The organism is Dactylosporangium sp. CA-139066 (assembly GCF_050936175.1).
GTDB lineage: Bacteria > Actinomycetota > Actinomycetes > Mycobacteriales > Micromonosporaceae > Dactylosporangium.
The window spans coordinates 8,709,691-8,729,879 of sequence record NZ_JBNJNH010000001.1 but is presented as its reverse complement, the minus strand read 5'-3'; the positions used below and the strand labels follow the sequence as shown (position 1 = coordinate 8,729,879).

Genomic DNA, 20,189 nt, shown 5'->3' with positions numbered 1-20,189 from the left:
AGTCCCGTTGGCCTGTTTCCAAGGCGGGAAACGGACATGTGGATCTTCGTCCGTTTTGCGTGCACGCCGATAGTCGCGCTTATCGGTATTGCGATCGAGTGAGGCAAACATGGTGCGAAGGTCTCGTTGTACAGCAATGTCCTCGCTGCGCATTGTGTGCGGTTGCCGTGACTTGCGTCATGATCGCCATCGGGGTCGCTGAGGGTCTCCGCGTTCAGCGCCGGTCGATTCTGCCTCGGGCGTTGTAGCATCCGCGCTGATGTTCCCGACCGTGCGCGAGGTGCTCGCCCTGGAGCCGGTGCGCAACGGCGCCCCGCGAGTCGTGGCGGGCGAGTGCGGCCTCGACCAGGCGGTGCGCTGGGTGCACAGCTCCGAGGTGCCCGACATCGCCACCCTGCTGCGTGGCGGGGAGCTGGTGCTCACCACCGGCATCGGCCTGCCGCCGGACGAGGCCGGCCTGCGCCGCTACATCGCCGACCTGGCCGAGGTCGGCGCGTGCGGGCTGGCCGTGGAGATGGGCCGCCGGTACGCCCAGCGCCTGCCCGCCGTCATGGTCCGCACCGCCGACGAGCTCGGCTTCCCGCTGGTCGAGCTGCACCGCGGCACCCCGTTCGTGGCCATCACCGAGGCCGTGCACTCGATGATCATCGACGCCCAGCTGGCCGAGCTGCGGGCGACCGAGGAGATCCACCAGCGCTTCACCGACCTGTCCGTCGAGGGCGCCGGCCCGGCCGAGGTCGTCGCCCAGGCCGCGGCCCTGGCCGGCGCGCCCGTGGTGCTGGAGAACCTGTCGCGGCAGGTGCTGGCGTACGACGCGGCGGGCGGCTCGGCCGAGCTGCTGCTGGCCAGCTGGGAGGCGCACTCGCGGGCGATCCGCCCGGCCGGGCGCACCGCGCACGACGCCGCCTCGGGCTGGCTGGTCACCGCCGTCGGCGCGCGCGGGCAGGACTGGGGCCGGCTGCTCATGCGGGTGCCGTCGGCCGACCCGCGGTACGTGATCCTGATCGAGCGGGCGGCGTCGACCCTGGCGCTCGGCCGCCTCATCGACCCCGACCCCGAGGGCCCGCACCGCACCCTGCTGCACGCCCTGCTCAACCACACGATGCCGGTCGAGGAGGTGACGCTGCGGGCGCGGGCTCTGGGCGTACCGCTGGATCGGAGGCATTTGATCGGTCTGGTGATCCGGCCGCCGCTGTCCCAGGCCGCCGAGCGGGCGTTGTCGGAGATGTCGGTCAAGGGCCTGGTCGGCACGCTGGACCCGTCGAGCGCCGCCGTGCTGCTGGCGCTGCGCGACAAGTCGGACGAGCCGGAGGCGCTGCGCCAGTTCGCGGCCCGCCTGCAGCGGTCGGACAAATCGGTCGTCATCGCGGCCGGCGAGGGCGTGTCGTCGCCGCGCGAGGCCCGGCGGTCGCTGGTCGAGGCCGCGCAGGTGGCCGACGCGGTACGCCACCCCGTCACCGGCATCGTCCGCCTCACCGACGTGGGCCTGGCCGGCCTGCTGCACATGCTGCGCGACGAGCCCCGCCTGCAGACGTTCGTGGAGCGCGAGCTGGGCCCGCTGCTCGCCTACGACGCCCACCACCCGCGCGAGCAGCTGCTGGGCGTGCTGCGGGTGTACCTGGAGTGCGGCCGCAACAAGTCGGCCGCGGCGGAGCACAGCCATCTGTCGCGGCCGGCCTTCTACGAGCGCCTGGCGAAGATCCGCAAGATCCTGGGCGTCGACCTGGATGCGGTCCCGGCGTGCCTGTCGCTGCACGTTGCGCTGCTCGCCCTGGACGCGCTGCGCAGCTGAGCTGTGTGTGCTTCAGCCGGGGAAGCCCTCAAGACCTGCAGCCGTGCGCTCCTGCCGCGAACGGCACATGGCAGCGGGCCGGTCGGCGCGGATACGGCAGGCCGGCAGGTCGGGCTGCTCCAACTCGGGTGCCCCGTGCTGAACCGGCGAATCCGGCGCTTGGCGCTGAACCGACAAGTCGGGCACTCCGTGCCACGACTTGTCGGATTTTTCGCCCGGCACGGTATAAATCCGAAATGTCGCGGCGCGAAGCGCCCGACATTTCGTGACAACGCCCGAATCTGCGCCGCTACTGCATCGATATGTGCACGTGGTTGTAGTGGTCGCCGGCCGGTGTGCCGTCGCCGCCGTAGGACTTCCAGCCGCTGCTCGGCTGCCAGATGCGCTTGTACCAGATCACGTACTTGATGCCGAGGTTCTTCGCGTTCGCCAGGGCCCACGCGGCCAGGTTGTCGCCGTAGGTCTTGTCGGAGCCCGTCGCCCTTGCGTTGACGAACGTCGATGCATTGGCCGAGAAGTCGCATGCCTTGCCGAGCGGGTGGTCGCCGCCGCCGCCGCTTCGGTAGCAGCTCGTGTAGTGCGTGAACCCGGCCTTGCGGGCCTCGTTGTACATGTTCGTCGTGCGCGGCGACTGGCACCCGCTGGTGGTGGGGTCGTCGCCCGTGCAGCCCTCCTTCGGGTACGAACCGTCGGAGTTGCGCGCGACCGGGTTGGTGGTCACCTTGCCGCCGCTCGGCACGCCGCCGCTCACGTCCGCGCCGCCGCCGGCCTTGCGCAGCGCGTCCTCGGCGGCCTTCTTGTTGGCCTCCATGATCTTCAGCTGCGCCTGCTGGTTGGCCACCGCCGCGTCGATGTCCTTCTTCTGCTGCTCCAGCTGTTGCTGGGCGGCGAGGACCTCGTGCAGCTGGTCATTCTCCAGCTGGGCCATGTACTCCACCGTGACCATGTTGTGCAGCATGTCGTCGGCGTTCGTCGCGCCGACGATCACGTTCACCATGCTGACCCGGCGGCCGCGGTAGGCGGCGTTGGCGATGGCGCCCGCGTTCGCCTGCAGTTCGGTGAGCCGGGCCTGGCTCTTGGTCACCTGGTCGTTGAGTGCGGTCTGGTCGGCGACGGACTTGTCGAGCCGGCCCTTCGCGTCGTTGTACTCCGCGGTCGCCTTGTCCAGGGCCTGACGCACTGTGAGGTTCTGCCCGCCGTCCTCGTCTGCGCCCGGTGTCGGTTCCGCCAGTGCGGCGTCACCGAACGTGGCCACCAGCAGCAGTGCGGTGACCAGCAGCGTGAGGAGACGTCTGGGTGCCGTCAACATCGCGGGACAGCATATCGAAGCGCCCTGAAAACGCCAGCGCGAGAATATTGGGCATGGACGAGCTACTGAGCCGGCATCGGCGGGTCATGCCCGCGTGGATGCCCGTGTACTACGACGAGCCGATCGAGCTCGTCACCGGTAAGGGTTCCCGCGTCACGGACAGTAACGGAAAAACGTATCTGGATTTCTTCGGCGGGGTCCTCACCAACTCGCTCGGTTACGACCTGCCGGAGGTCCGCGAGGCGGTCGAGCGCCAGCTGCGTACCGGCATCGTGCACACGTCCACGCTGTACCTCATCCGCCACCAGGTCGAGCTGGCCGAGAAGATCGCGAAGCTGTCCGGCATCCCGGACGCGCGGGTCTTCTTCACCAACTCCGGCACCGAGGCGAACGAGGCGGCGCTGCAGGTGGCCACCAACAAGCGGGGCAGCAACAGCATCCTGGCCGTGCGCAACAGCTACCACGGCCGCACGGCGGCGACGATCGCGGTGACCGGCAACCGGGCGTGGTCGGCCTCGGCGTACAGCCCGTACAACGTGAGCTACCTGCACTCCGGCGACCGGCTGCGCGGGCTGCTGCGGGGGATGAGCGACGAGCGGTACCTCGAGGCGGCCGAGGAGGACCTCCGCGAGGTGCTCGCCACGACCACGGCGGGGCCGGTCGCCTGCCTCATCGCCGAGCCGATCCAGGGCGTCGGCGGGTTCGTGCACGGCCCGGACAAGCTCATGGCCGTGTGGCAGCGGGTCCTCGACGAGCACGGCATCCTGCTGATCAGCGACGAGGTGCAGACCGGCTGGGGGCGCACCGGCGAGCACTTCTGGGGCTACCAGGCGCACGGCGTGACGCCGGACCTGCTCACGTTCGCCAAGGGCATCGGCAACGGCTTCGCCCTGGCCGGCGTGGTCGGGCGGGCCGAGGTCCTCGAGTCGGTGCAGGGCGTCTCGTTCTCGACGTTCGGCGGCAACCCGATCTCCACGGCGGCCGGCAACGCGGTGGTGTACTACATCGTCGAGCACGACCTGCAGGCCAACGCGGCGCGCACCGGCGCGATCATCCTCGGCGGCCTGCGGGCGGTGCGCAGCCCGATCGTCGTCGAGGTACGCGGCAAGGGCCTCATGATCGGCGTCGAGCTCACGAGTGCGGCGGCGACCACCGCGGTGTTCGAGTCGTGCAAGCGCGACGGGCTGCTGGTCGGCAAGGGCGGGCTGTACGGCACCACGCTGCGGATGGGGCCGCCGCTGACCCTCACCGAGGACGAGGCCCGCGAAGGTTTGGAAATTCTGACCAGCGCTCTGCAAGAGCACGGAAGTGTTACAACCTGAGAACGCCCAGGTCAACCCGAAGATCAACGACAAGGCCGAACCATCCCAGGACGGGTGGTTCGGCCTTTTCCCTGAAAACCGGCGGAATTCCGCCGTCGGTCCGCATGTAACAAATCGGGCTAAATCTCGGCTCGCACCTGCCGCGGGGGCCGTTGCGGATGGTCTTCTAGGTCCGGCCCCGGGCGGCCGTTGGCAAGATCGACATCCGGTCTGACCTGGGCTTTTAGCCCCCCTTAAGATCCACTTCTTAGGTAACAGTTTGAAAACTTCACCCAACTCCTTGACAAGAAGGGCCCCGCAGTAAGAACTTTTACCACTAACAGTTAAGGAACTTTGCTGAAAGGGAGCGAGCATGTCGCCACGCGAGGAGCTCACGACGGCGGTGCAGACCGCTGCCGGCGCCTCGCCGCTGTCGCCCGCTCCCGTCTCACCGGCGCCGGTCGAGGTCCTCGCGAGCGCCGTCGCGGGGGAGAGCGTCCTGGTGCGGGTCCGCGCCGGGCTGCCGGAGTTCACCGGCGCGCTGCAGCGGGTGGCCGAGCTGATCCTGGCCGACCCGGCCGCCGCGGCCCGCTCGACGATCGTCGAGCTCGCCGAGCGCAGCGGCACCTCGCCCGCCACCGTGACCCGCTTCTGCCGGGCGCTGGGCTTCGTCGGGTACGCCGAGCTGCGCCTGGCCATCGCCGGCGAGACCGGCCGGGCCGCCCGCACCGGCGGCTGGACGATGGACATCGGGCGCGAGATCCAGCCGACCGACCCGCTCGAGCGCGTGCTCGGCCAGATCATGGCCGCCGACACGCAGGCGATGCACGACACGGCCGCCCTGCTGGACCTCGGCGAGGTCGAGCGCGCCGCCGAGGCCATCGCCCGCGCCAACCGGGTGGACATCTACGGCCAGGGCGGCAGTGCGCTGGTCGGCGGGGAGATGCAGTTCTGCCTGCACCGCATCGGCGTCGCCGCCTGGGCCTGGACCGACGTGCACAACGGCCTGGCCAGCGCGGCGCTGCTCAAGGGCGGCGACGTCGCGCTCGGCATCTCGCACAGCGGGCAGGCCCGCGAGACGGTCGAGATGATCGCCGAGGCGAGCAGCCGGGGCGCGACGACGATCGCGCTGACCAGCTTCCCGCGCTCGCCGCTGGCCGAGGTCGCCGACATCGTCCTGCTCACCGCGACGCAGGCGACCACCTTCCGGCCCGACGCCCTCTCGGCGCGCCACCCGCAGCTCGTGGTGCTCGACCTGCTGTACATCGCGGTCGCCCAGCGCACCCACGAGCGCGCACACGCAGCGTTCTCCGTCACGGCCCAGGCGGTCGCCGGTCACCGGTCGGCCTCCGGAAAGGAAGCGTCGTGACCACCCTCCAGGACGCTCGCGCGAGAAAGGGCGACGGGATGGCCGTCACCGCTCACGGTTACGTCTCGGCGATCCAGTCGGTCATCGACCGGATCGCCCTTACCCAGGCCGGCGCCATTGACGAGGCGGCCGACCACATCACCGCCGCGCTGCGCGCCGGCGGTCTCCTCCAGGCGTTCGGCACGGGACACTCCGAGGCGGTGGCGGTGGACTTCGCCGGCCGCGCCGGGGGCCTCGTGCCGACGAACAAGATCCTCCTTCGGGACCTCGTCGTCTACGGCGGCGCGGACCCGAAGATCCTCGAGGACGAGAAGCTGGAACGCGATCCGAGCATCGCCGCCCGGCTCTACGAGATCGCCGCGCCGCGTCCAGAAGACGTGTTCGTGATGGCCTCACAGTCCGGGATCAACGGGGGGATTGTCGAGATGGCGCTGCTGATCAAGCAGCGCGGGCACAGGTTGATCGCGATCACATCGGTCGAGCACACCGCTCGGGTGTCCCCCAGGCACCCCTCGGGCCAGCGGCTCGCCGACATTGCCGACGTCGTGCTGGACAACGGCGCGCCGTACGGAGACGCACTGCTGTCGCTGGAGAGCGGCGGCGCGGTCTGCCCGGTCTCTTCGGTCACCAACGCGCTGCTCGCGCAGCTGGTGGTCGCCGAGGTCGTGCGACGCATCGAGGCCGCGGGCGAGGTGGCTCCCGTCTACCTGTCCGCAAACGTCCCCGGCGGGGACGAGCACAACCACACCCTCGAGTCGCGGTACGCCGGGCGTGTCCGGCGCACCGCCTGACCCGAACCGAGGAGACCCCCAAATGTCCAATGATCTGACTCGTCGTACCGTCCTGCGGCGCGCGGCGGCTGCGGGCCTGCTCGCCACGCCGGCTGCCGGTCTGCTCAGCGCTTGCGCCGGCTCCAGCAGCGATGACAAGCCCGCCGACAACGGCGGTGCCGCCAAGTCCAACGACAACCCGTTCGGCGTGAAGGACGGCACCACCGTCAAGGTCGTCGTCTTCGACGGCGGTCTGGGCACGGACTACGCCAAGAAGGACGTCGAGATCTTCAAGGCGAAGCACGCGAACGTCACGGTGAACCAGAGCGCGACCCAGAAGATCAAGACGCAGGAGCAGCCGAAGATGGCTACCTCCCCCAGCGACCTGATCAACAACTCGGGCGCCGACAACATGGACACCAGCACGCTGATCAACGAGAACGCGATCCAGCCGCTGGACGACCTGCTCGACGCCCCCACCTGGGACGGCACGGGCAAGATCCGCGACGTGCTGCTGCCGGGCACCATCAACGACGGCACCTTCCAGGGCAAGTTCTACACGCTCAAGTACGCGTACACCGTGTGGGGCATGTGGTACGACGCCGCCCTGTTCGAGAAGAACAGCTGGACCGCGCCGAAGACCTGGGACGACTTCTTCGCCCTGGCCCCGAAGATCAAGGCCGCCGGCGTCGCCCCGTTCGTCTACGACGGTGTGCACGGCTACTACCCGCGCTGGCACATCATGGCGACGGTGTGGAACGCGGCCGGCAAGCAGGCCGTGGTCGACATCGACAACCTCAAGCCGGACGCGTGGAAGGCCGACGGCATCCTCGCCGGCCTGCAGAACATCGAGAAGATGGTCAAGGACCAGCTGATCCTGGCCGGCTCCTCGGCGCTCAACCACACCACGTCGCAGCAGGCCCACCTCGACGGCAAGGCCGCCTTCATCCAGCTCGGCACCTGGTACAAGAACGAGATGGCCAAGACCCTGCCCCCGACCTTCAAGCTGACGCTCTCGAACTACTGGGACGTCGCGGGCGCGAAGGCGCCGGGCGCGGTCTACGCCGGTGCCGGCGAGGACTGGGTCGTTCCGGCGAAGGCCGCGAACGCCGCTGGCGCGAAGGAGTACCTGCGCGCGATGCTGTCCACCGAGGGTGCGGGCGCCTTCGCGTCCCTCACCAAGTCCCTCGCGTCCGTCAAGGGCTCGGGCGACAAGGTTGACGACACGGCGCTGGCCAGCGCGAACGCGCTCATGAAGAACGCGCCCGCGGACCTGATCTCGTTCCGCTACCCGGACTTCTACGCCGACTACGACAAGGAGAGCCAGAACCTCTCGGAGGACCTGATGGCCGGCCGTGTCGACGCCGCGGGCTTCGTCACCAAGATGCAGGCCATCGCGGACAAGGTCTCCAAGGACCCGAACGTCAAGAAGCAGACCCGGACCAACTGATTCCCCGGTTAGGTAGTGACTGATCATGCGGCACGGTAAAGCGCGGTTCGTGACGGGCTTCCTCGCCCTTCCCGTACTGCTCTTCGCGTTCTACGTGGTGTGGCCGTTCGCCCAGGCGGTGGGTTACTCGTTCACCGACTGGGGCGGCTACTCGGACAAGCAGAACTTCGTGGGCTTCGACAACTACGTTCGCCTGTTCAAGGACGAGCTGGTACACAAGGCCTTCTGGCACAACGTGTTCTTCCTCGTCACCGTGCCGCTGTTCACGATCGTGCTGGCCCTGTTCTTCGCGTTCCTGCTCAATGTGGGCGGGCGCGGAGACAGGGCCGGCATCCGGGGCGTCTTCGGGTCCGGTGCCTACAAGATCATCTTCTTCTTCCCCCAGGTGCTCTCCCTGGTCCTCATCGCGGTCATGTGGGGACAGATCTACCGCGGTGACGACCAGGGCCTCATCAACGGCCTGCTCATCAAGGCCCACCTGATCGACCCGCAACACCCCAACGCCTTCGTGGCCGACCCCACCCCGATCTTCGGCATCCCCGCCGTGCTGTGGTGGCTGCTCGTGATCGCGGTCTGGAGCGGCGTCGGCTTCTACATGGTCCTGTTCTCGGCGGCGATGCAGGGCATCCCGAAGGAGATCTACGAGGCGGCGCTGCTGGACGGCGCCGGGCGCCTCCACACCTTCGTGCGCATCACGCTGCCGCTGCTGCGGGACAACATCTCGGTCGCCTGGGTCTACCTCGGCATCACCGCGCTGGACATGTTCGCCCTGGTCTACGTCATGACCCCCAGCCAGGGCGGCCCCGACCACGCCTCCGAGATCTTCGCGTCGGTGATTCAGTTCACCGCCTTCAACCGCGGTCAGTTCGGCTACGCCTGCGCCCTCGGTGTGGCGCTGGCGATCTTCACGATGCTGATCGCCGCCATCCAGCTGCGGGTCACCCGCCGCGAGCGAATCGAGTTCTGACATGGCTGACGTGGTGGTGAACGACAGGCGGACCGCGCCCAGGGGCGGCCACCGGGATGCGGCGCCGAGGGCCTCCAAAGAGCCGGCCAGGATCGGCGACCGGATCTTCGGCGGCTTCTCCCACCTGTTCCTGATCGTCTGGGCGCTCATGGTGGTGTACCCGCTGCTGTGGGTGGTGATCTCGTCGTTCAAGAGCGACAAGTACATCATCAAGGAGCCGCTGTCGCTCAACCCGCACACGCTGCAGTGGGACAACTTCGCGCGGGCGTGGACCAAAGGCGGCCTCGGCGGGTTCTTCTTCAACACCGTGATCGTCGTCGGCGGCGGCGTGGTCCTGACCATGCTGCTGGGCTCGATGGCCGCGTACGTGCTGGCCCGCTACGACTTCCCGGGCAACCGCGCGATCTACTTCCTGTTCCTGTCCGGGCTGACGCTGCCGGTGTATCTCGCGGTGGTGCCCCTGTTCAAGGGCGTGTACAACACCGGCGTCTCGATCCCGCTGCTCGGCCTGAACTCGCGGCTCATGCTGATCCTCGTGTACGTCGCCTGGTCGCTGTCGTTCACGATCTTCTTCATGCACTCGTTCTTCCGAACGCTGCCGACCTCCGTCGCGGAGGCCGCGCTGGTCGACGGCGCCTCGCACAGCACGCTGTTCTTCCGCGTGATGCTGCCGATGGCCAAGCCCGGCCTGATCAGCATCGGCATCTTCAACGTGCTCGGGCAGTGGAACCAGTGGTACCTCCCGACGGTGCTCATGCAGGACCTGTCGGGCGCGGGCAAGACGCACCAGGTGCTCGCGCAGGGCCTCATCAGCCTGTCGGTGAACCAGGGGTACAAGTCGGACTGGTCGGGCCTCTTCGCTGGTCTGACGATGGCGATGTTGCCGGTCCTCATCGTGTACATCGTGTTCCAGCGGCAGGTTCAGGCTGGCCTCACCAGCGGCGTGTCGAAGTAGATCCTGCTCACAGACCCGCGCGGCCCCGGTGCTTCGATGCAGAAGTGCCGGGGTCGTGCGATGTAATGCCCTGATGCTCGTCGCGGTGACGCCCTCCGGCGCCGGCGGCCTCCTGCGGCCGCTGGCCGATGACGGCACGCCCACCGGCGGCGAGGAGCACGTCCCCGACCTGGCGGGGGCGGTCGCACGAGTCGAGTCACGCGACCGCCCCCGCTGGCTTTGGCCGTCGACGGCCGAGATCTATCCCCGGCTGGTGCGCGCCGGCGTGCGCGTCGAGCGCTGCCACGACCTCGAGCTGGCCGAGGCGCTCCTGCTCGGCGCGGAGGGCGCCTGGGGCCGGCCGCGCACGGTCGCCGCGGCGAGCGCGCGCCTGGCCGGGCGCCCCGAGCCGCCGGACCCTCCGGCCCGGGCCGCCGAGCCGCCCGGACTGTCGCAGGATTCGCTGTTCGATGCCTTCGACGCTCCAGCGGTACCACTGGATGAGTTGATGTTGGTGTATCAGGCTCAGCGGCGGCGGACCGAGGCCCTGCCGGAACTGGCCTCGGCCCACGCCCTCGCCCCGCGGGCCGGCGGGATGCGCACCCTGATCGCCGCGGAGTCCGCCGGGGCGCTGGTCGCCGTCGAGATCGGCCTGACCGGGCTGCCGTGGCGCGCCGACGTGCACGACGCCCTGCTGCGCGACCTGCTCGGCCCGCCGTCGCCGGTCGGCGGCCCGCCCGCCCGCCTGGCCGAGCTCGGCGCGCGGCTCAACGACGCCCTCGGCCAGCGGGTGCACCCCGACTCCCCGGCCGAGCTGCTGCGCGCGTTCGCCCGGGCCGGGATCATGCTGCGCAGCACGCGGCGGTGGGAGCTCGAGCACGTCGACCACCCGGCGGTGCCGATCCTGCTGGAGTACAAGGAGCTGTACCGCCTCTGGGTCGCGCACGGCTGGTCGTGGCTGGAGCAGTGGGTCACCGGCGGGCGCTTCCGCGCCGAGTACATCCCCGGCGGCGTCGTCTCCGGCCGCTGGGCCACCCGCGGCGGCGGCGCCCTGCAGATCCCCAAGGTGGTGCGCCGGGCCGTGGTCGCCGACCCCGGCTGGGCGCTCGTCGTCGCCGACGCCGGCCAGCTGGAGCCCCGCGTGCTCGCCGCCGTCTCCGGCGACCGGCGCCTGGCCCGCGCGGGCGCGGCCGGCGACCTCTACGCGGCCCTGGCCGCCGAGGCGTTCGACGGCGACCGCGCGAAGGCCAAGATCGCGCTGCTCGGGGCGATGTACGGCCAGACCGGCGGCAACGCCGCCCCCGCGCTCGCGTCGCTGCGCCGCTTCTACCCGACCGCGTGGGACCTCGTCGAGGAGGCGGCCCGCACCGGCGAGGCCGGGGGACTGGTGCGCACCTGGCTCGGGCGTACCTGCCCGCCGGCGTCGGCGACCTGGCGCGAGGGCTACGACGAGCCCGGCGCCGAGGCCGAGTTCCGCGGCGGCGCCAGGGGCCGGGCCCGCGGCCGGTTCACGCGCAACTTCGTCATCCAGGGCACCGCCGCCGAGTGGGCCCTGGTCCTGCTGGCCCGCCTCCGGGCGGCGCTGGCCGGCCTCCGCGCGGAGCTGGTGTTCTTCCAGCACGACGAGGTGGTCGTGCACTGCCCGCGGGAGGAGGCCGAGGCCGTCGCCGCGGCCGTGCACGCCGCCGGCGACGAGGCCCGCCGCCTGCTCTTCGGCGACACCGAGGTCCGCTTCCCGCTCGACGTGTCGATCGTGGAGCGCTACAGCGACGCGAAGTAGGCGGCCAGCATGTCGTTTCCCGCTCGACGTGTCGATCGTGGAGCGCTACAGCGACGCGAAGTAGGCGGCCAGCATGTCGTTTCCCGCTCGACGTGTCGATCGTGGAGCGCTACAGCGACGCGAAGTAGGCGGCCAGCATGTCGTTTCCCGCTCGACGTGTCGATCGTGGAGCGTCACAGCGACGCGAAGTAGGCGGCCAGCATGTCGGTGTGGGTCGGGAAGCACAGCGCCCGCGGCCCGACCGACACCTCGAACCCGAGCGACTCCTCGGTGCGCACCGACTGCGGGACCTGCGTCAGGGGACGCGGCGGCAGTACCCCGAACACGATGAGATTGCGCTCCGTGCTGTGCACGTCGAAGAGCCGCACATCCCCGGCGTCGGCGAGGATCGTGGTCTCCTCGCGCAGTTCCCGCGCCGCCGCCTCCTGCCACGTCTCGCCGAGCTCGATGAACCCGCCCGGCAGCGCCAGCTCGCCGCGCATCGGCTCGATGTCCCGCCGCACGACGACGATCCCGCGCCCCTCGTCCGTGTCGACGGGCAACAATATGACGGCAACCGGCAGCGGGTTGCGCCACGTCGTCTCCCCGCACGCCGCACAGACCCGCGGCCAGCCCGCCCCTTGCGCATAGGCGGCACCGCAATACGAACAGTGATCATGGAGGGCCATGAGCATGCAGCCTACCGAGCGGGTACTAATCTGATCGGAGTCGGTGCTGACCCGTTGATGTAGGAGAGCCCCGCTGAGCGCGATAGTCGGACTGGTTCTCGCCGCAGGTGGCGGCCGCCGGTATGGCGGGCCGAAGGCCCTCGTGCGCCACGAGGACGGCCGCCTGCTGGTCGAACGCGCCGTCGCCACCCTCCGCGACGGCGGCTGCACGCGTATCTGGGTCGTCCTCGGCGCCGAGTCCCCTCGCGTGCGCACCGAGGCGTCGCTGGGCGACGTCTCGCTGGTCGACAACCCGACCTGGAAGAGCGGCATGGGCTCGTCGCTGCGCGTCGGCCTGGCCGCGCTGGCCGAGACCGACGCCGAGGCCGCCGCCGTGCTCCTGGTCGACACGCCGGGCATCGGCCCGGACGCGGTGGCCCGGCTGCTCGCGGCCGCGCCGCCGGGCCCCGGCGCGTTGCTCACGGCGACGTACAAGGGCAAGCGGGGCCATCCGGTGATCCTGGGCCGGGACCACTGGCCGGGCGTGACGACGCTGGCCACGGCGGACGTGGGGGCCCGGGCCTACCTGGTCGCCCACGCCGACCTGGTCCAGGGCGTGCCGTGCGAGGACATCGCCGACGACACGGACCTGGACGTCCCGCCGGAGGAGTAGTCCCTGCGCGGCTCGGTGGGGTCGCGGTCGCTCCCGGACGCTTGCGCTGCGCGGTCCGACAAGTCGGGCACTCCGTGCCGCGACTTGTCGGATTTTTCGCCCGTCAGGCGAAAAATCCGTGCGCAATCGGACACCGCGGCGATTGGGGGCGGCCGGTGCCGGGGGAGCGCGGCGGCGCGGTCGGTGGTGCGGGTGAGCCTTGCGGTGCGGCGGTGCACCGGCGCGGCGGTGCACCGGCGCGGCGGCGTGGCGGCGTGGCGGTGTGGCGGTGTGGCGGCGCGGCGGTGTGGCGGCGCGGCGGTGTGGCGGCGCGGCGGTGCGGCGGTGTGGCGGTGCGGCGGTGTGGCGGTGCGGCGGTGTGGCGGTGCGGCGGTGTGGCGGCGCGGCGGTGCACCGGCGCGGCGGTGCGGCGGTGTGGCGGCGCGGCGGTGCGGCGGTGTGGCGGCGCGGCGGTATGGCGGCGCGGGCGAGCCCGGCGCCGCGAGCCGTTCGGCGGTGCGCGCAGCGCTGCGGGTGAGCCCGGCGGTGCGGCCCCACGTGGCGGTCCTGACCGACGCCGCGGTGCGGCCTCTCGCGGCGCTAAGGCCCGACGCGGCGGTGCGTTGTCGTCGCGCGGGCGCGGCGGTTCAGCGGTGGGCGGTCTGCCACAGCGCCGGCCACCCGCCCTGCACCAGCCAGCCCGCCGGCACCAGCAGCCCGTGCTCGGCGATGCGGTCCCAGAACGACTCGCGCACCGCCCCCAGCTCCTCCGCGTCCGGCCACGCCGCGGCCCACGGACCGGTCTCCTCGTGCAGCGCCGAGGCGGGAAAGCCCGGCACGTGCACCTTCCGCGGCCCGAGTACCGCCAGCCCCGGCCCGGACCAGGTGGTGACGGCCAGGGCGCAGGCGCACAGCATCGGCACCGTGATCCCGCGCGGGCGCGCCGCGACCAGTGCGGGATGGCCCTCGCGCAGCAGGTCGCCCAGCGTCGCGCGGACGCGCTGGGCGACCAGGTCGGCGGTGCGCGCCTCGGCGACGCCCGGGCGGCGGGCGAGCGTGCGCAGCGAGCCCGGCAGCGGTGCGTCGACGAGCAGGGGGGACAGGTCTGGGGGTGCGGCCGGGGTTCGCAGCGTTTCGGCGAGGGGGCGTACCGCGGAGGCGCGCCACAGCCGCGGGCCCTCGCCGGCCTCGAGGGCGGCCGTCACCGCGCGGATCAGGGCCGGGCGCGTCGCGCGGCGCAGCGTGGTCAGCGGGTCCCCGCTCGGGCCGGCCGCCGGCAGCCGGCCGGCCAGGTCCGCGAGGGGGCGCAGGTCGTCGGCCCGCTCCCGGCGGGTCTGCGCGGCGCGGGCGGCCAGGGCGGGGCCGTGCTCGGCGGCGATGCGGGCCGCGGGTGTACGGGCGGATCGCGACCCGGCTCGCGCCCCGCGGTACGGCGTGGGGGCGAGAGCCGCGTCGTCCGTCGCCGGGTCGTCCGCCGCCTCCAGCGCCGTCACGTCCGCCGGGCGGGGGCGCGGGGGGAGCGCGGCGGCCCACTCCCGGAACCGGCGCTCCAGCTCGGGGTCCGGGTCCTGGTTGAAGCGGGCCCGCAGCTCCCCGATGCGCCATCGGTGCATGGTCGGGACGAGCTCGGCGTTGATCAGGATGCGGCCGGCGGGGGAGCGCACCGCGACGAGCACGTGGCCGTTCATGGCCCGGGCCGTGTACTCGGGGCCGCCGATGCAGTTGCCCATGTACGCGCCCCAGAGTGCGGTCTGGCGGGCCGACCGGGCGATCTCGATGCGCTCCCCGGCGCCGCCCGGCAGGTCGGTGCCGTCGGTGGCCTCGACGGCCGGCGGGACCTTGAACTCGCCGGCCAGCGCGTCGCCGGTGACGGCCGCGGCGAGGGCGGCGACGAGGCCGGGCCAGGTGCGGGCGCGGCGCGCGGCCGGCACCGGGTCGGCCGGGGCGTCCACGCCGAAGGCGGTCAGGCCGGCGAGCTGCGCGGCGCCGCCGGCCGCGGCGGCGATCGACTCCAGCGAGGGCTCCAGCGGCGAGGGCGGCGGGGCGACCGGCTGGGCGTCGACGAACGGGACCCGGCCCGGCTCGACCTCGGCCGCCTCGTGGCCGTAGAGGCGGGCGATGGCGTCGCCGAGCTCGGCGAGCCACAGCATGTCGCCGATGTCCTCCCGGAACGGCTCGCCGCGCTCGAGCAGCTGGGCGATGCTCACGCCGTCGCCGGCGTCCAGCAGCGGCGGCTGGAACCAGCGGGCGGGGCGGTCGGGGGAGAGCACGCCGACGGCCTTGCGCCACTTGGCCAGCGAGCCGGCCGCCCACTGCGCCGCGGCCTGCCGGGCCCGCTCGTCGGTCTCGCCGACCAGACCCCACAGCAAGGTGGTCGCATTGCTCAAGGCCAGCATCCCGTACGCCCGCGCGTTCGCGATCGCGTTCACCACGAACGCCTCGGGGGCGGTGAGGCGGCGTTGCAGGTCCCGCAGGATCACCGCGGGACGGGCGGGCAGGCCGGTGAGGCCCGGCACCTTGCGGGCGGCCAGGCTCAGGTCCTGTGGGTCGGCCAGCTCGGCCGCGGCGGCGATCTCGTGGCGGTGCCGGCGCAGCGCCTCGGCCACCCCGTGGTCGGCGACGGACGCGGCCAGGCGCGCCAGCACGGTCGCGGCCAGGCAGTCGTGCAGGGCGGCGGTGGCGCGGGCGTTGGTGTACCACTGCGGGATCCGCCACCGTGCCGCGTCCGCCAGCGACGGCTCGTAGCCGAGGCTGAGCCGCAGCGCCGCGAGGATCGTGTCGTCGTCATAGCGTTCGTACCGCGAGTGCAGGTCGTCCAGCCGGTCCACCCGCCCCTGGGTCGCGCGGCGGGCCTCGGCGCGGCGGCGGCGCTCCTGGTGGGCGCACACGGACGCCCACAGGTCGAGCAGGAGCGCCAGGCGGCGCGGGCGAGGCAGCGGGCCCAGGACCCGGCGCAGGTGCGTGCCGACGACGGAGGGCAGCCCGTCCGGGAACGGGTCGGTGCCGCCGGGCGCCTCGAGGGCGAGCACGGTGACGAGCTGCTCGGGGCCGAGCAGGTCGGCGGCGGCGACGGCCAGGCGCAGGGCCGGCCAGCGGGCGGCGGCCACGGCGGCGGTCGCGGCCGCGCCGAGCGGCTTGGTCGCATCGGGGCCGAACAGCGCGACGGAGATCGCCGCGGGCGGGCCGAGGGCGGCGGCGTCGACGATGCCGAGGGCGGCGAGCATGCCGTCGCGGCGGTCGCCGGCCCCGCCCTCCAGGCGCGCCGCCCGGAACCCGCCGCCGAGGCCGGCCCCGGAGTCGGCGGCGACGACCCCGCCGGCCGCGACGAGCCGCGCGAGCTCGGCGAGCGCCCGCCGCACCGGCCCCGCACCCGCATCCGCGGGCCCAACGACCACCGGCGCCCCGGGCCGCCCGCCGTTCGCCGCCGATACCGCGAAAAATCGTGATATGTCCGTATCTGCCCCCGCCGCGCCGCGCACGGACGGGGCGGCGGAGGCGGCCGCCGCGCCGGGGTTGGCCGCGGCGGGCGAGTCGGCCGCGCCGGGGTCGGCGGCGCCGAGATGGCCCGCGATGGGGTCGGCCGCGCCGAGATGGGCCGTGATGGGGTCGGCGGCGCCGAGATGGCCCGCGCCGGGGTCGGCCGCGCCGAGATGGGCCGCGATGGGGGCCTCGGCGGCGCCGGGGTTGGCCGCGGCGGGCGAGTCGGCCGCGCCGGGGTCGGCGGCGCCGAGATGGCCCGCGCCGGGGTCGGCCGCGCCGAGATGGGCCGCGCCGGGGTCGGCCGCGGCGGGGGAGCCGGCCGCGCCGTCGACAGCGGTCGTGGCAGAGCGGCCGCGACCGCGGTTGGGAGCGGAAGCGGAAGGCGGCACGCCGAGAAGCCAGACGCGCTCGTGAGGGGGTGGGATCACCCCGCCGGACAGTCGCGTCACCCTGCCATGGTCCGGCATCGGTCAAGGGCGGCGCACGCGGATATTCGCGCCCGGCAACGTACGTTCGGGCCCGCACAATTCCCGGAACCGCGGTCCAAGGCGCATAGTTGGGGGCGTGCCGGACTTCGCCTCGCCGGCCGCTCTCGCGGCGCGCCTGGCCGACGTGGGCTACCTCGCCGACGAGGGGCTCGCGATGGCGGGCTTCCTCGCGCTTCGCCTGCACCGGCCGATCTTCCTGGAGGGCGACGCCGGCGTCGGCAAGACGGCGTTCGCCGCCGCCCTGGCCGAGGCGGCCGGGGTCGAGCTCATCCGCCTGCAGTGCTACGAGGGACTCGACGCCGCGCAGGCGCTCTACGACTGGGACTTCCCGCGCCAGGTGCTGCACCTGCGGGCCCTGGAGGCCACCCGGCACGCGCAGTCGGCCGAGGAGCTCGAGGCCGACCTGTACGACCGGCGCTTCCTGCTGGCCCGGCCGCTGCTGCAGGCGATCGAGCGGTCCCCGTGCGTGCTGCTCGTCGACGAGATCGACCGGGCCGACGACGAGTTCGAGGCGTACCTGCTCGAGCTGCTCGCCGACGCCGCGGTCAGCGTGCCCGAGCTCGGCCGGATCGTGGCCGACGTGCCGCCGGTCGTGGTCGTCACGAGCAACCGCACCCGCGAGGTCCACGACGCGCTGAAGCGCCGCTGCCTGTACCACTGGGTCGCCCACCCCACGCCCGAGCGCGAGGCCGAGATCCTGCGCGCCCGGCTGCCCGGCATCGGCGAGCGGCTCGCCGCGCGGGTCGCCGAGGCCACCGCCCGGCTGCGCACCCTCGACCTGGTCAAGCCGCCCGGGGTCGCCGAGGCGATCGACTGGGCGGCGGCCCTGCGCACCCTGGGGCTGACCGTGCCCGGGCCGGAGACCCTCGGCGTGGTGCTCAAGGTCCGCGAGGACATCGAGCTGGTCCGGGACGCCGATGTACTCGCTTGACCGCGTCCTGGCCTTCTGGTCCGCCCTGGACGCGGCCGGGCCGGAGCACGCCTACTGGGTGGGACGCCTGACGCTGTGCGGCTCGCCGGAGGACATCGCCCGCTACGACGCCGCCTTCGCCGGCCGCGACCGCGGCGGCGCGCCGCGAGGGACCCCGTGGCAGGTGCGCCGGCTGCCGGAGCGGTCGCTGTTCCGCGCGACGATGCCGCCCGAGGCGCGGGCCGGCGACGGCGACCCGGCGCTGGCGGTGCGGGCGAGCGCGGATGAGGTACTGCGGCATCGGGACCTGGCGACCCTGTCGCCGGACGAGCGCACGGAGGCGCAGCGGCTGCTCGCCCTGACCGCGCGGGCCCATCCGATGCGGGCCGGGCGCCGCTACGCGCCCGCCGCGCGCGGGGGCGTCGACCGGCGGCGCACGGTGCGGGCCCTGCTGCGCGGGCCGGACGTGCTGCTGCGCCGGGCCCGCCGCCCGCGCCCGCGCCGGCTGGTGCTGCTGGTCGACGTGTCGGGGTCCATGTCGCCGTACGCCGACGCCCTCCTGCGCTTCGCCCACGCCCTCGTGCGCCACCGTCCACGGTGGACGGCCGTCTACGCGCTCGGCACCCGGCTGACCCCGCTGACCGCCGCGCTGCGCACCCGCGACGCCGAGGCCGCGCTGCGCGTGGCCGGGCAGGCGATCCCGGACTGGCGCGGCGGCACCCGGCTGGCCGGCACGGTGTCGGCGTTCGTGCGCGGCGACGGGCACCGGGGCGTGGCCCGCGGCGCCGTGGTCGTCGTGTTCAGCGACGGCTGGGAGACCGGCGACCCGGCCCGGCTGGCCGGCGCCGTCGCCCACCTGCGCCGCCTCGCCGCCCGGGTGGTGTGGGTCAGCCCGCACGCCGGCCGGCCCGGCTTCGAGCCGTCGGCCGGCGGCCTGGCCGCGGCCCTCCCGCACGTCGACGCGCTCGTGGCGGGCCATACGATCGCGGCGCTCTCGGCGGTGGTGGAGAACATGGAGGTTCCGCGTGCGTGAGGTGTTGAGCGACCTGCTGGGCTGGTGGCGGGCCGGCGAGCCGGTCGGCATGGCCACCGTGGTGCGCACCTGGCGCAGCTCGCCCCGTCCGCCGGGCGCCACGATGCTGGTCGGCCCGGACGGCACCGCGGTCGGCAGCGTGTCCGGCGGCTGCGTCGAGGGCGCCGTGTACGAGCTGGCCCGCGAGGTCGTCGGCACCGGCGCGCCGGTCGTGCAACGCTACGGCGTCAGCGACGACGACGCGTTCGCGGTCGGGCTCACCTGCGGCGGCATCATCGAGCTGCTGGTGGAGCCGGTCACCCCGCAGTCGTTCCCGGAGCTGGACCGGGTGGCCCGGGCGATCGAGCGGCGCGACCCGGTCGCCGTCGCGTCGGTCGTGGAGGGCCCGGACGAGCGCATCGGCCGGCGCCTCATCGTCTGGCCGGCGTCCAAGGAAGGCGACACGGTCGAGGGCACCCTGGGCTCGCCGCGGCTGGACGCCGCCGTCACTGACGATGCGCGCGGGCTGCTCGCCGCCGGGCGGACCGACACCCTGCACTACGGCCCGGACGGGGAGCGGCGCGGCGAGGGCCTGACCGTGTTCGTCGCCTCGTACGCCCCGCCGGCGCGGATGCTCGTCTTCGGGGCGATCGACTTCGCCGCGTCGGTGGCGCGGATCGGGGGCTTCCTGGGGTACCACGTGACGGTCTGCGACGCCCGTCCGGTCTTCGCGACGTCGAAGCGCTTTCCCGGGGCCGACGAGGTGGTCGTGGACTGGCCGCACCGCTACCTGCAGGGCGAGATCGACGCCGGCCGGGTCGACGAGCGCACCGTCGTGTGCGTGCTCACCCACGACCCGAAGTTCGACGTCCCGGTGCTGCAGGTGGCGCTGGGCCACCGGTTCGCGTACGTGGGGGCGATGGGCTCCCGGCGCACCCACGACGACCGCCTGGCCCGCCTGCGCGAGGCCGGCGTCGGCGAGGCGGAGCTGGCCCGGCTGTCCTCGCCGATCGGCCTGGACCTCGGCGCCCGCACGCCCGAGGAGACGGCGGTGAGCATCGCCGCGGAGATCATCGCCGGGCGGTGGGGCGGCGGCGGGGCCCGCCTGACCTCGACCGCCGGCCGCATCCACCACGACTGAACCCACCCGGCCGCATCAGCTCAGCAACGCCGCGGCCAGCCGCTCGGGCTGGTCGAGCGGGATCAGCGGGTAGCTGTCCGGTACCTCGACCAGCGGCCCCTGCGGCAGCAGCCCGGCCAGCCGCCGCCCGTGCTCGGGCGGCATGACCCGGTCGCCCGCGGCCCACACCACGAGCGCGGGTTCACAT

16 protein-coding genes are annotated in these 20,189 nt (G+C 73.1%); 12 read left to right on the top strand and 4 right to left on the bottom strand.

Going from position 1 to position 20,189, the window contains the following annotated elements; translation table 11 throughout:
* Nucleotides 1-259: 259 nt before the first annotated feature.
* Nucleotides 260-1,792 carry a PucR family transcriptional regulator gene (locus ACQEVU_RS39945; RefSeq protein WP_433333099.1) on the top strand — a complete coding sequence of 511 codons (1,533 nt, stop codon included), beginning with the start codon at nt 260-262 and terminating at the stop codon, nt 1,790-1,792.
* A gap of 289 nt (nt 1,793-2,081) precedes the next feature.
* Here the strand turns inward: ACQEVU_RS39945 and ACQEVU_RS39940 are convergent, their stop codons facing one another.
* Nucleotides 2,082-3,101 (bottom strand): coiled-coil domain-containing protein, encoded by a 1,020-nt coding sequence (locus ACQEVU_RS39940; protein WP_433333097.1) that lies wholly within the window; start codon nt 3,099-3,101, stop codon nt 2,082-2,084.
* Between the two features lie 47 nt (nt 3,102-3,148).
* On the opposite strand from ACQEVU_RS39940, the gene ACQEVU_RS39935 reads away from it, so the two are divergent.
* From ACQEVU_RS39935 to ACQEVU_RS39905, 7 genes are all read left to right on the top strand, one after another.
* Nucleotides 3,149-4,423 carry an aspartate aminotransferase family protein gene (locus ACQEVU_RS39935; protein WP_433333095.1) on the top strand — a complete coding sequence of 425 codons (1,275 nt, stop codon included), beginning with the start codon at nt 3,149-3,151 and terminating at the stop codon, nt 4,421-4,423.
* Nucleotides 4,424-4,775: 352 nt separating this feature from the next.
* The gene (locus ACQEVU_RS39930; protein WP_433333093.1) at nt 4,776-5,771 is read left to right on the top strand and encodes a MurR/RpiR family transcriptional regulator; all 996 of its coding nucleotides are present in this window, start codon (nt 4,776-4,778) and stop codon (nt 5,769-5,771) included.
* A 38-nt stretch (nt 5,772-5,809) separates the two neighbouring features.
* A complete protein-coding gene (locus ACQEVU_RS39925) occupies nt 5,810-6,562 on the top strand; it encodes a sugar isomerase domain-containing protein (RefSeq protein ID WP_433335262.1) in 753 nt (250 codons plus the stop codon).
* A 22-nt stretch (nt 6,563-6,584) separates the two neighbouring features.
* Complete coding sequence (gene ngcE / locus ACQEVU_RS39920; RefSeq protein ID WP_433333091.1) at nt 6,585-7,991, top strand: N-acetylglucosamine/diacetylchitobiose ABC transporter substrate-binding protein; 1,407 nt, start codon at nt 6,585-6,587, stop codon at nt 7,989-7,991.
* Between the two features lie 25 nt (nt 7,992-8,016).
* The gene (locus ACQEVU_RS39915; protein ID WP_433333089.1) at nt 8,017-8,958 is read left to right on the top strand and encodes a carbohydrate ABC transporter permease; all 942 of its coding nucleotides are present in this window, start codon (nt 8,017-8,019) and stop codon (nt 8,956-8,958) included.
* 148 nt (nt 8,959-9,106) lie between these two features.
* A complete protein-coding gene (locus ACQEVU_RS39910; RefSeq protein WP_433335260.1) occupies nt 9,107-9,913 on the top strand; it encodes a carbohydrate ABC transporter permease in 807 nt (268 codons plus the stop codon).
* Nucleotides 9,914-9,986: 73 nt separating this feature from the next.
* Entirely contained in the window at nt 9,987-11,672 is a 1,686-nt protein-coding gene (locus ACQEVU_RS39905; protein ID WP_433333087.1) for a bifunctional 3'-5' exonuclease/DNA polymerase, read from the top strand.
* 173 nt (nt 11,673-11,845) lie between these two features.
* On the opposite strand, the gene ACQEVU_RS39900 is transcribed toward ACQEVU_RS39905, so the two are convergent.
* The gene (locus ACQEVU_RS39900) at nt 11,846-12,340 is read right to left on the bottom strand and encodes an NUDIX domain-containing protein (RefSeq protein WP_433333085.1); all 495 of its coding nucleotides are present in this window, start codon (nt 12,338-12,340) and stop codon (nt 11,846-11,848) included.
* Nucleotides 12,341-12,413: 73 nt separating this feature from the next.
* Between ACQEVU_RS39900 and ACQEVU_RS39895 the strand changes: the two genes are divergently transcribed.
* Nucleotides 12,414-12,992, top strand: a complete 579-nt coding sequence (locus ACQEVU_RS39895) for a nucleotidyltransferase family protein (RefSeq protein WP_433335258.1) — start codon at nt 12,414-12,416, stop codon at nt 12,990-12,992.
* A 626-nt stretch (nt 12,993-13,618) separates the two neighbouring features.
* On the opposite strand, the gene ACQEVU_RS39890 is transcribed toward ACQEVU_RS39895, so the two are convergent.
* Nucleotides 13,619-16,900: a hypothetical protein gene (locus tag ACQEVU_RS39890; RefSeq protein ID WP_433333083.1), complete on the bottom strand. Its 3,282-nt coding sequence runs from the start codon at nt 16,898-16,900 to the stop codon at nt 13,619-13,621.
* Between the two features lie 115 nt (nt 16,901-17,015).
* Here ACQEVU_RS39890 and ACQEVU_RS39885 point away from each other — a divergent pair, with 115 nt between their 5' ends.
* The 3 genes from ACQEVU_RS39885 to ACQEVU_RS39875 are packed head-to-tail and all read left to right on the top strand — an operon-like array spanning nt 17,016 to nt 20,002.
* Nucleotides 17,016-17,870, top strand: a complete 855-nt coding sequence (locus ACQEVU_RS39885; protein ID WP_433333081.1) for an AAA family ATPase — start codon at nt 17,016-17,018, stop codon at nt 17,868-17,870.
* On the top strand, nt 17,857-18,882 hold the full coding sequence (locus tag ACQEVU_RS39880; protein ID WP_433333079.1) for a vWA domain-containing protein: 1,026 nt from the start codon (nt 17,857-17,859) through the stop codon (nt 18,880-18,882). The genes ACQEVU_RS39885 and ACQEVU_RS39880 overlap by 14 nt, the downstream gene beginning before the upstream one ends.
* Complete coding sequence (locus ACQEVU_RS39875; RefSeq protein WP_433333077.1) at nt 18,875-20,002, top strand: XdhC family protein; 1,128 nt, start codon at nt 18,875-18,877, stop codon at nt 20,000-20,002. Before ACQEVU_RS39880 ends, ACQEVU_RS39875 begins: the two co-directional genes overlap by 8 nt.
* A gap of 15 nt (nt 20,003-20,017) precedes the next feature.
* On the opposite strand, the gene ACQEVU_RS39870 is transcribed toward ACQEVU_RS39875, so the two are convergent.
* On the bottom strand, nt 20,018-20,173 hold the full coding sequence (locus tag ACQEVU_RS39870; protein WP_433333075.1) for an alpha/beta fold hydrolase: 156 nt from the start codon (nt 20,171-20,173) through the stop codon (nt 20,018-20,020).
* Nucleotides 20,174-20,189: the final 16 nt, after the last annotated feature.

Bases quoted from the DNA above. Each gene is read 5' to 3' on its own strand.
- ACQEVU_RS39905 (WP_433333087.1), top strand. From the start codon at position 9,987: ATGCTCGTCGCGGTGACGCCCTCCGGCGCCGGCGGCCTCCTGCGGCCG.
- ACQEVU_RS39880 (WP_433333079.1), top strand. From the start codon at position 17,857: ATGTACTCGCTTGACCGCGTCCTGGCCTTCTGGTCCGCCCTGGACGCG.
- ACQEVU_RS39915 (WP_433333089.1), top strand. From the start codon at position 8,017: ATGCGGCACGGTAAAGCGCGGTTCGTGACGGGCTTCCTCGCCCTTCCC.
- ACQEVU_RS39925 (WP_433335262.1), top strand. From the start codon at position 5,810: ATGGCCGTCACCGCTCACGGTTACGTCTCGGCGATCCAGTCGGTCATC.
- ACQEVU_RS39945 (WP_433333099.1), top strand. From the start codon at position 260: ATGTTCCCGACCGTGCGCGAGGTGCTCGCCCTGGAGCCGGTGCGCAAC.
- ngcE (WP_433333091.1), top strand. From the start codon at position 6,585: ATGTCCAATGATCTGACTCGTCGTACCGTCCTGCGGCGCGCGGCGGCT.
- ACQEVU_RS39940 (WP_433333097.1), bottom strand. From the start codon at position 3,101: ATGTTGACGGCACCCAGACGTCTCCTCACGCTGCTGGTCACCGCACTG.
- ACQEVU_RS39930 (WP_433333093.1), top strand. From the start codon at position 4,776: ATGTCGCCACGCGAGGAGCTCACGACGGCGGTGCAGACCGCTGCCGGC.
- ACQEVU_RS39910 (WP_433335260.1), top strand. From the start codon at position 9,107: ATGGTGGTGTACCCGCTGCTGTGGGTGGTGATCTCGTCGTTCAAGAGC.
- ACQEVU_RS39900 (WP_433333085.1), bottom strand. From the start codon at position 12,340: ATGGCCCTCCATGATCACTGTTCGTATTGCGGTGCCGCCTATGCGCAA.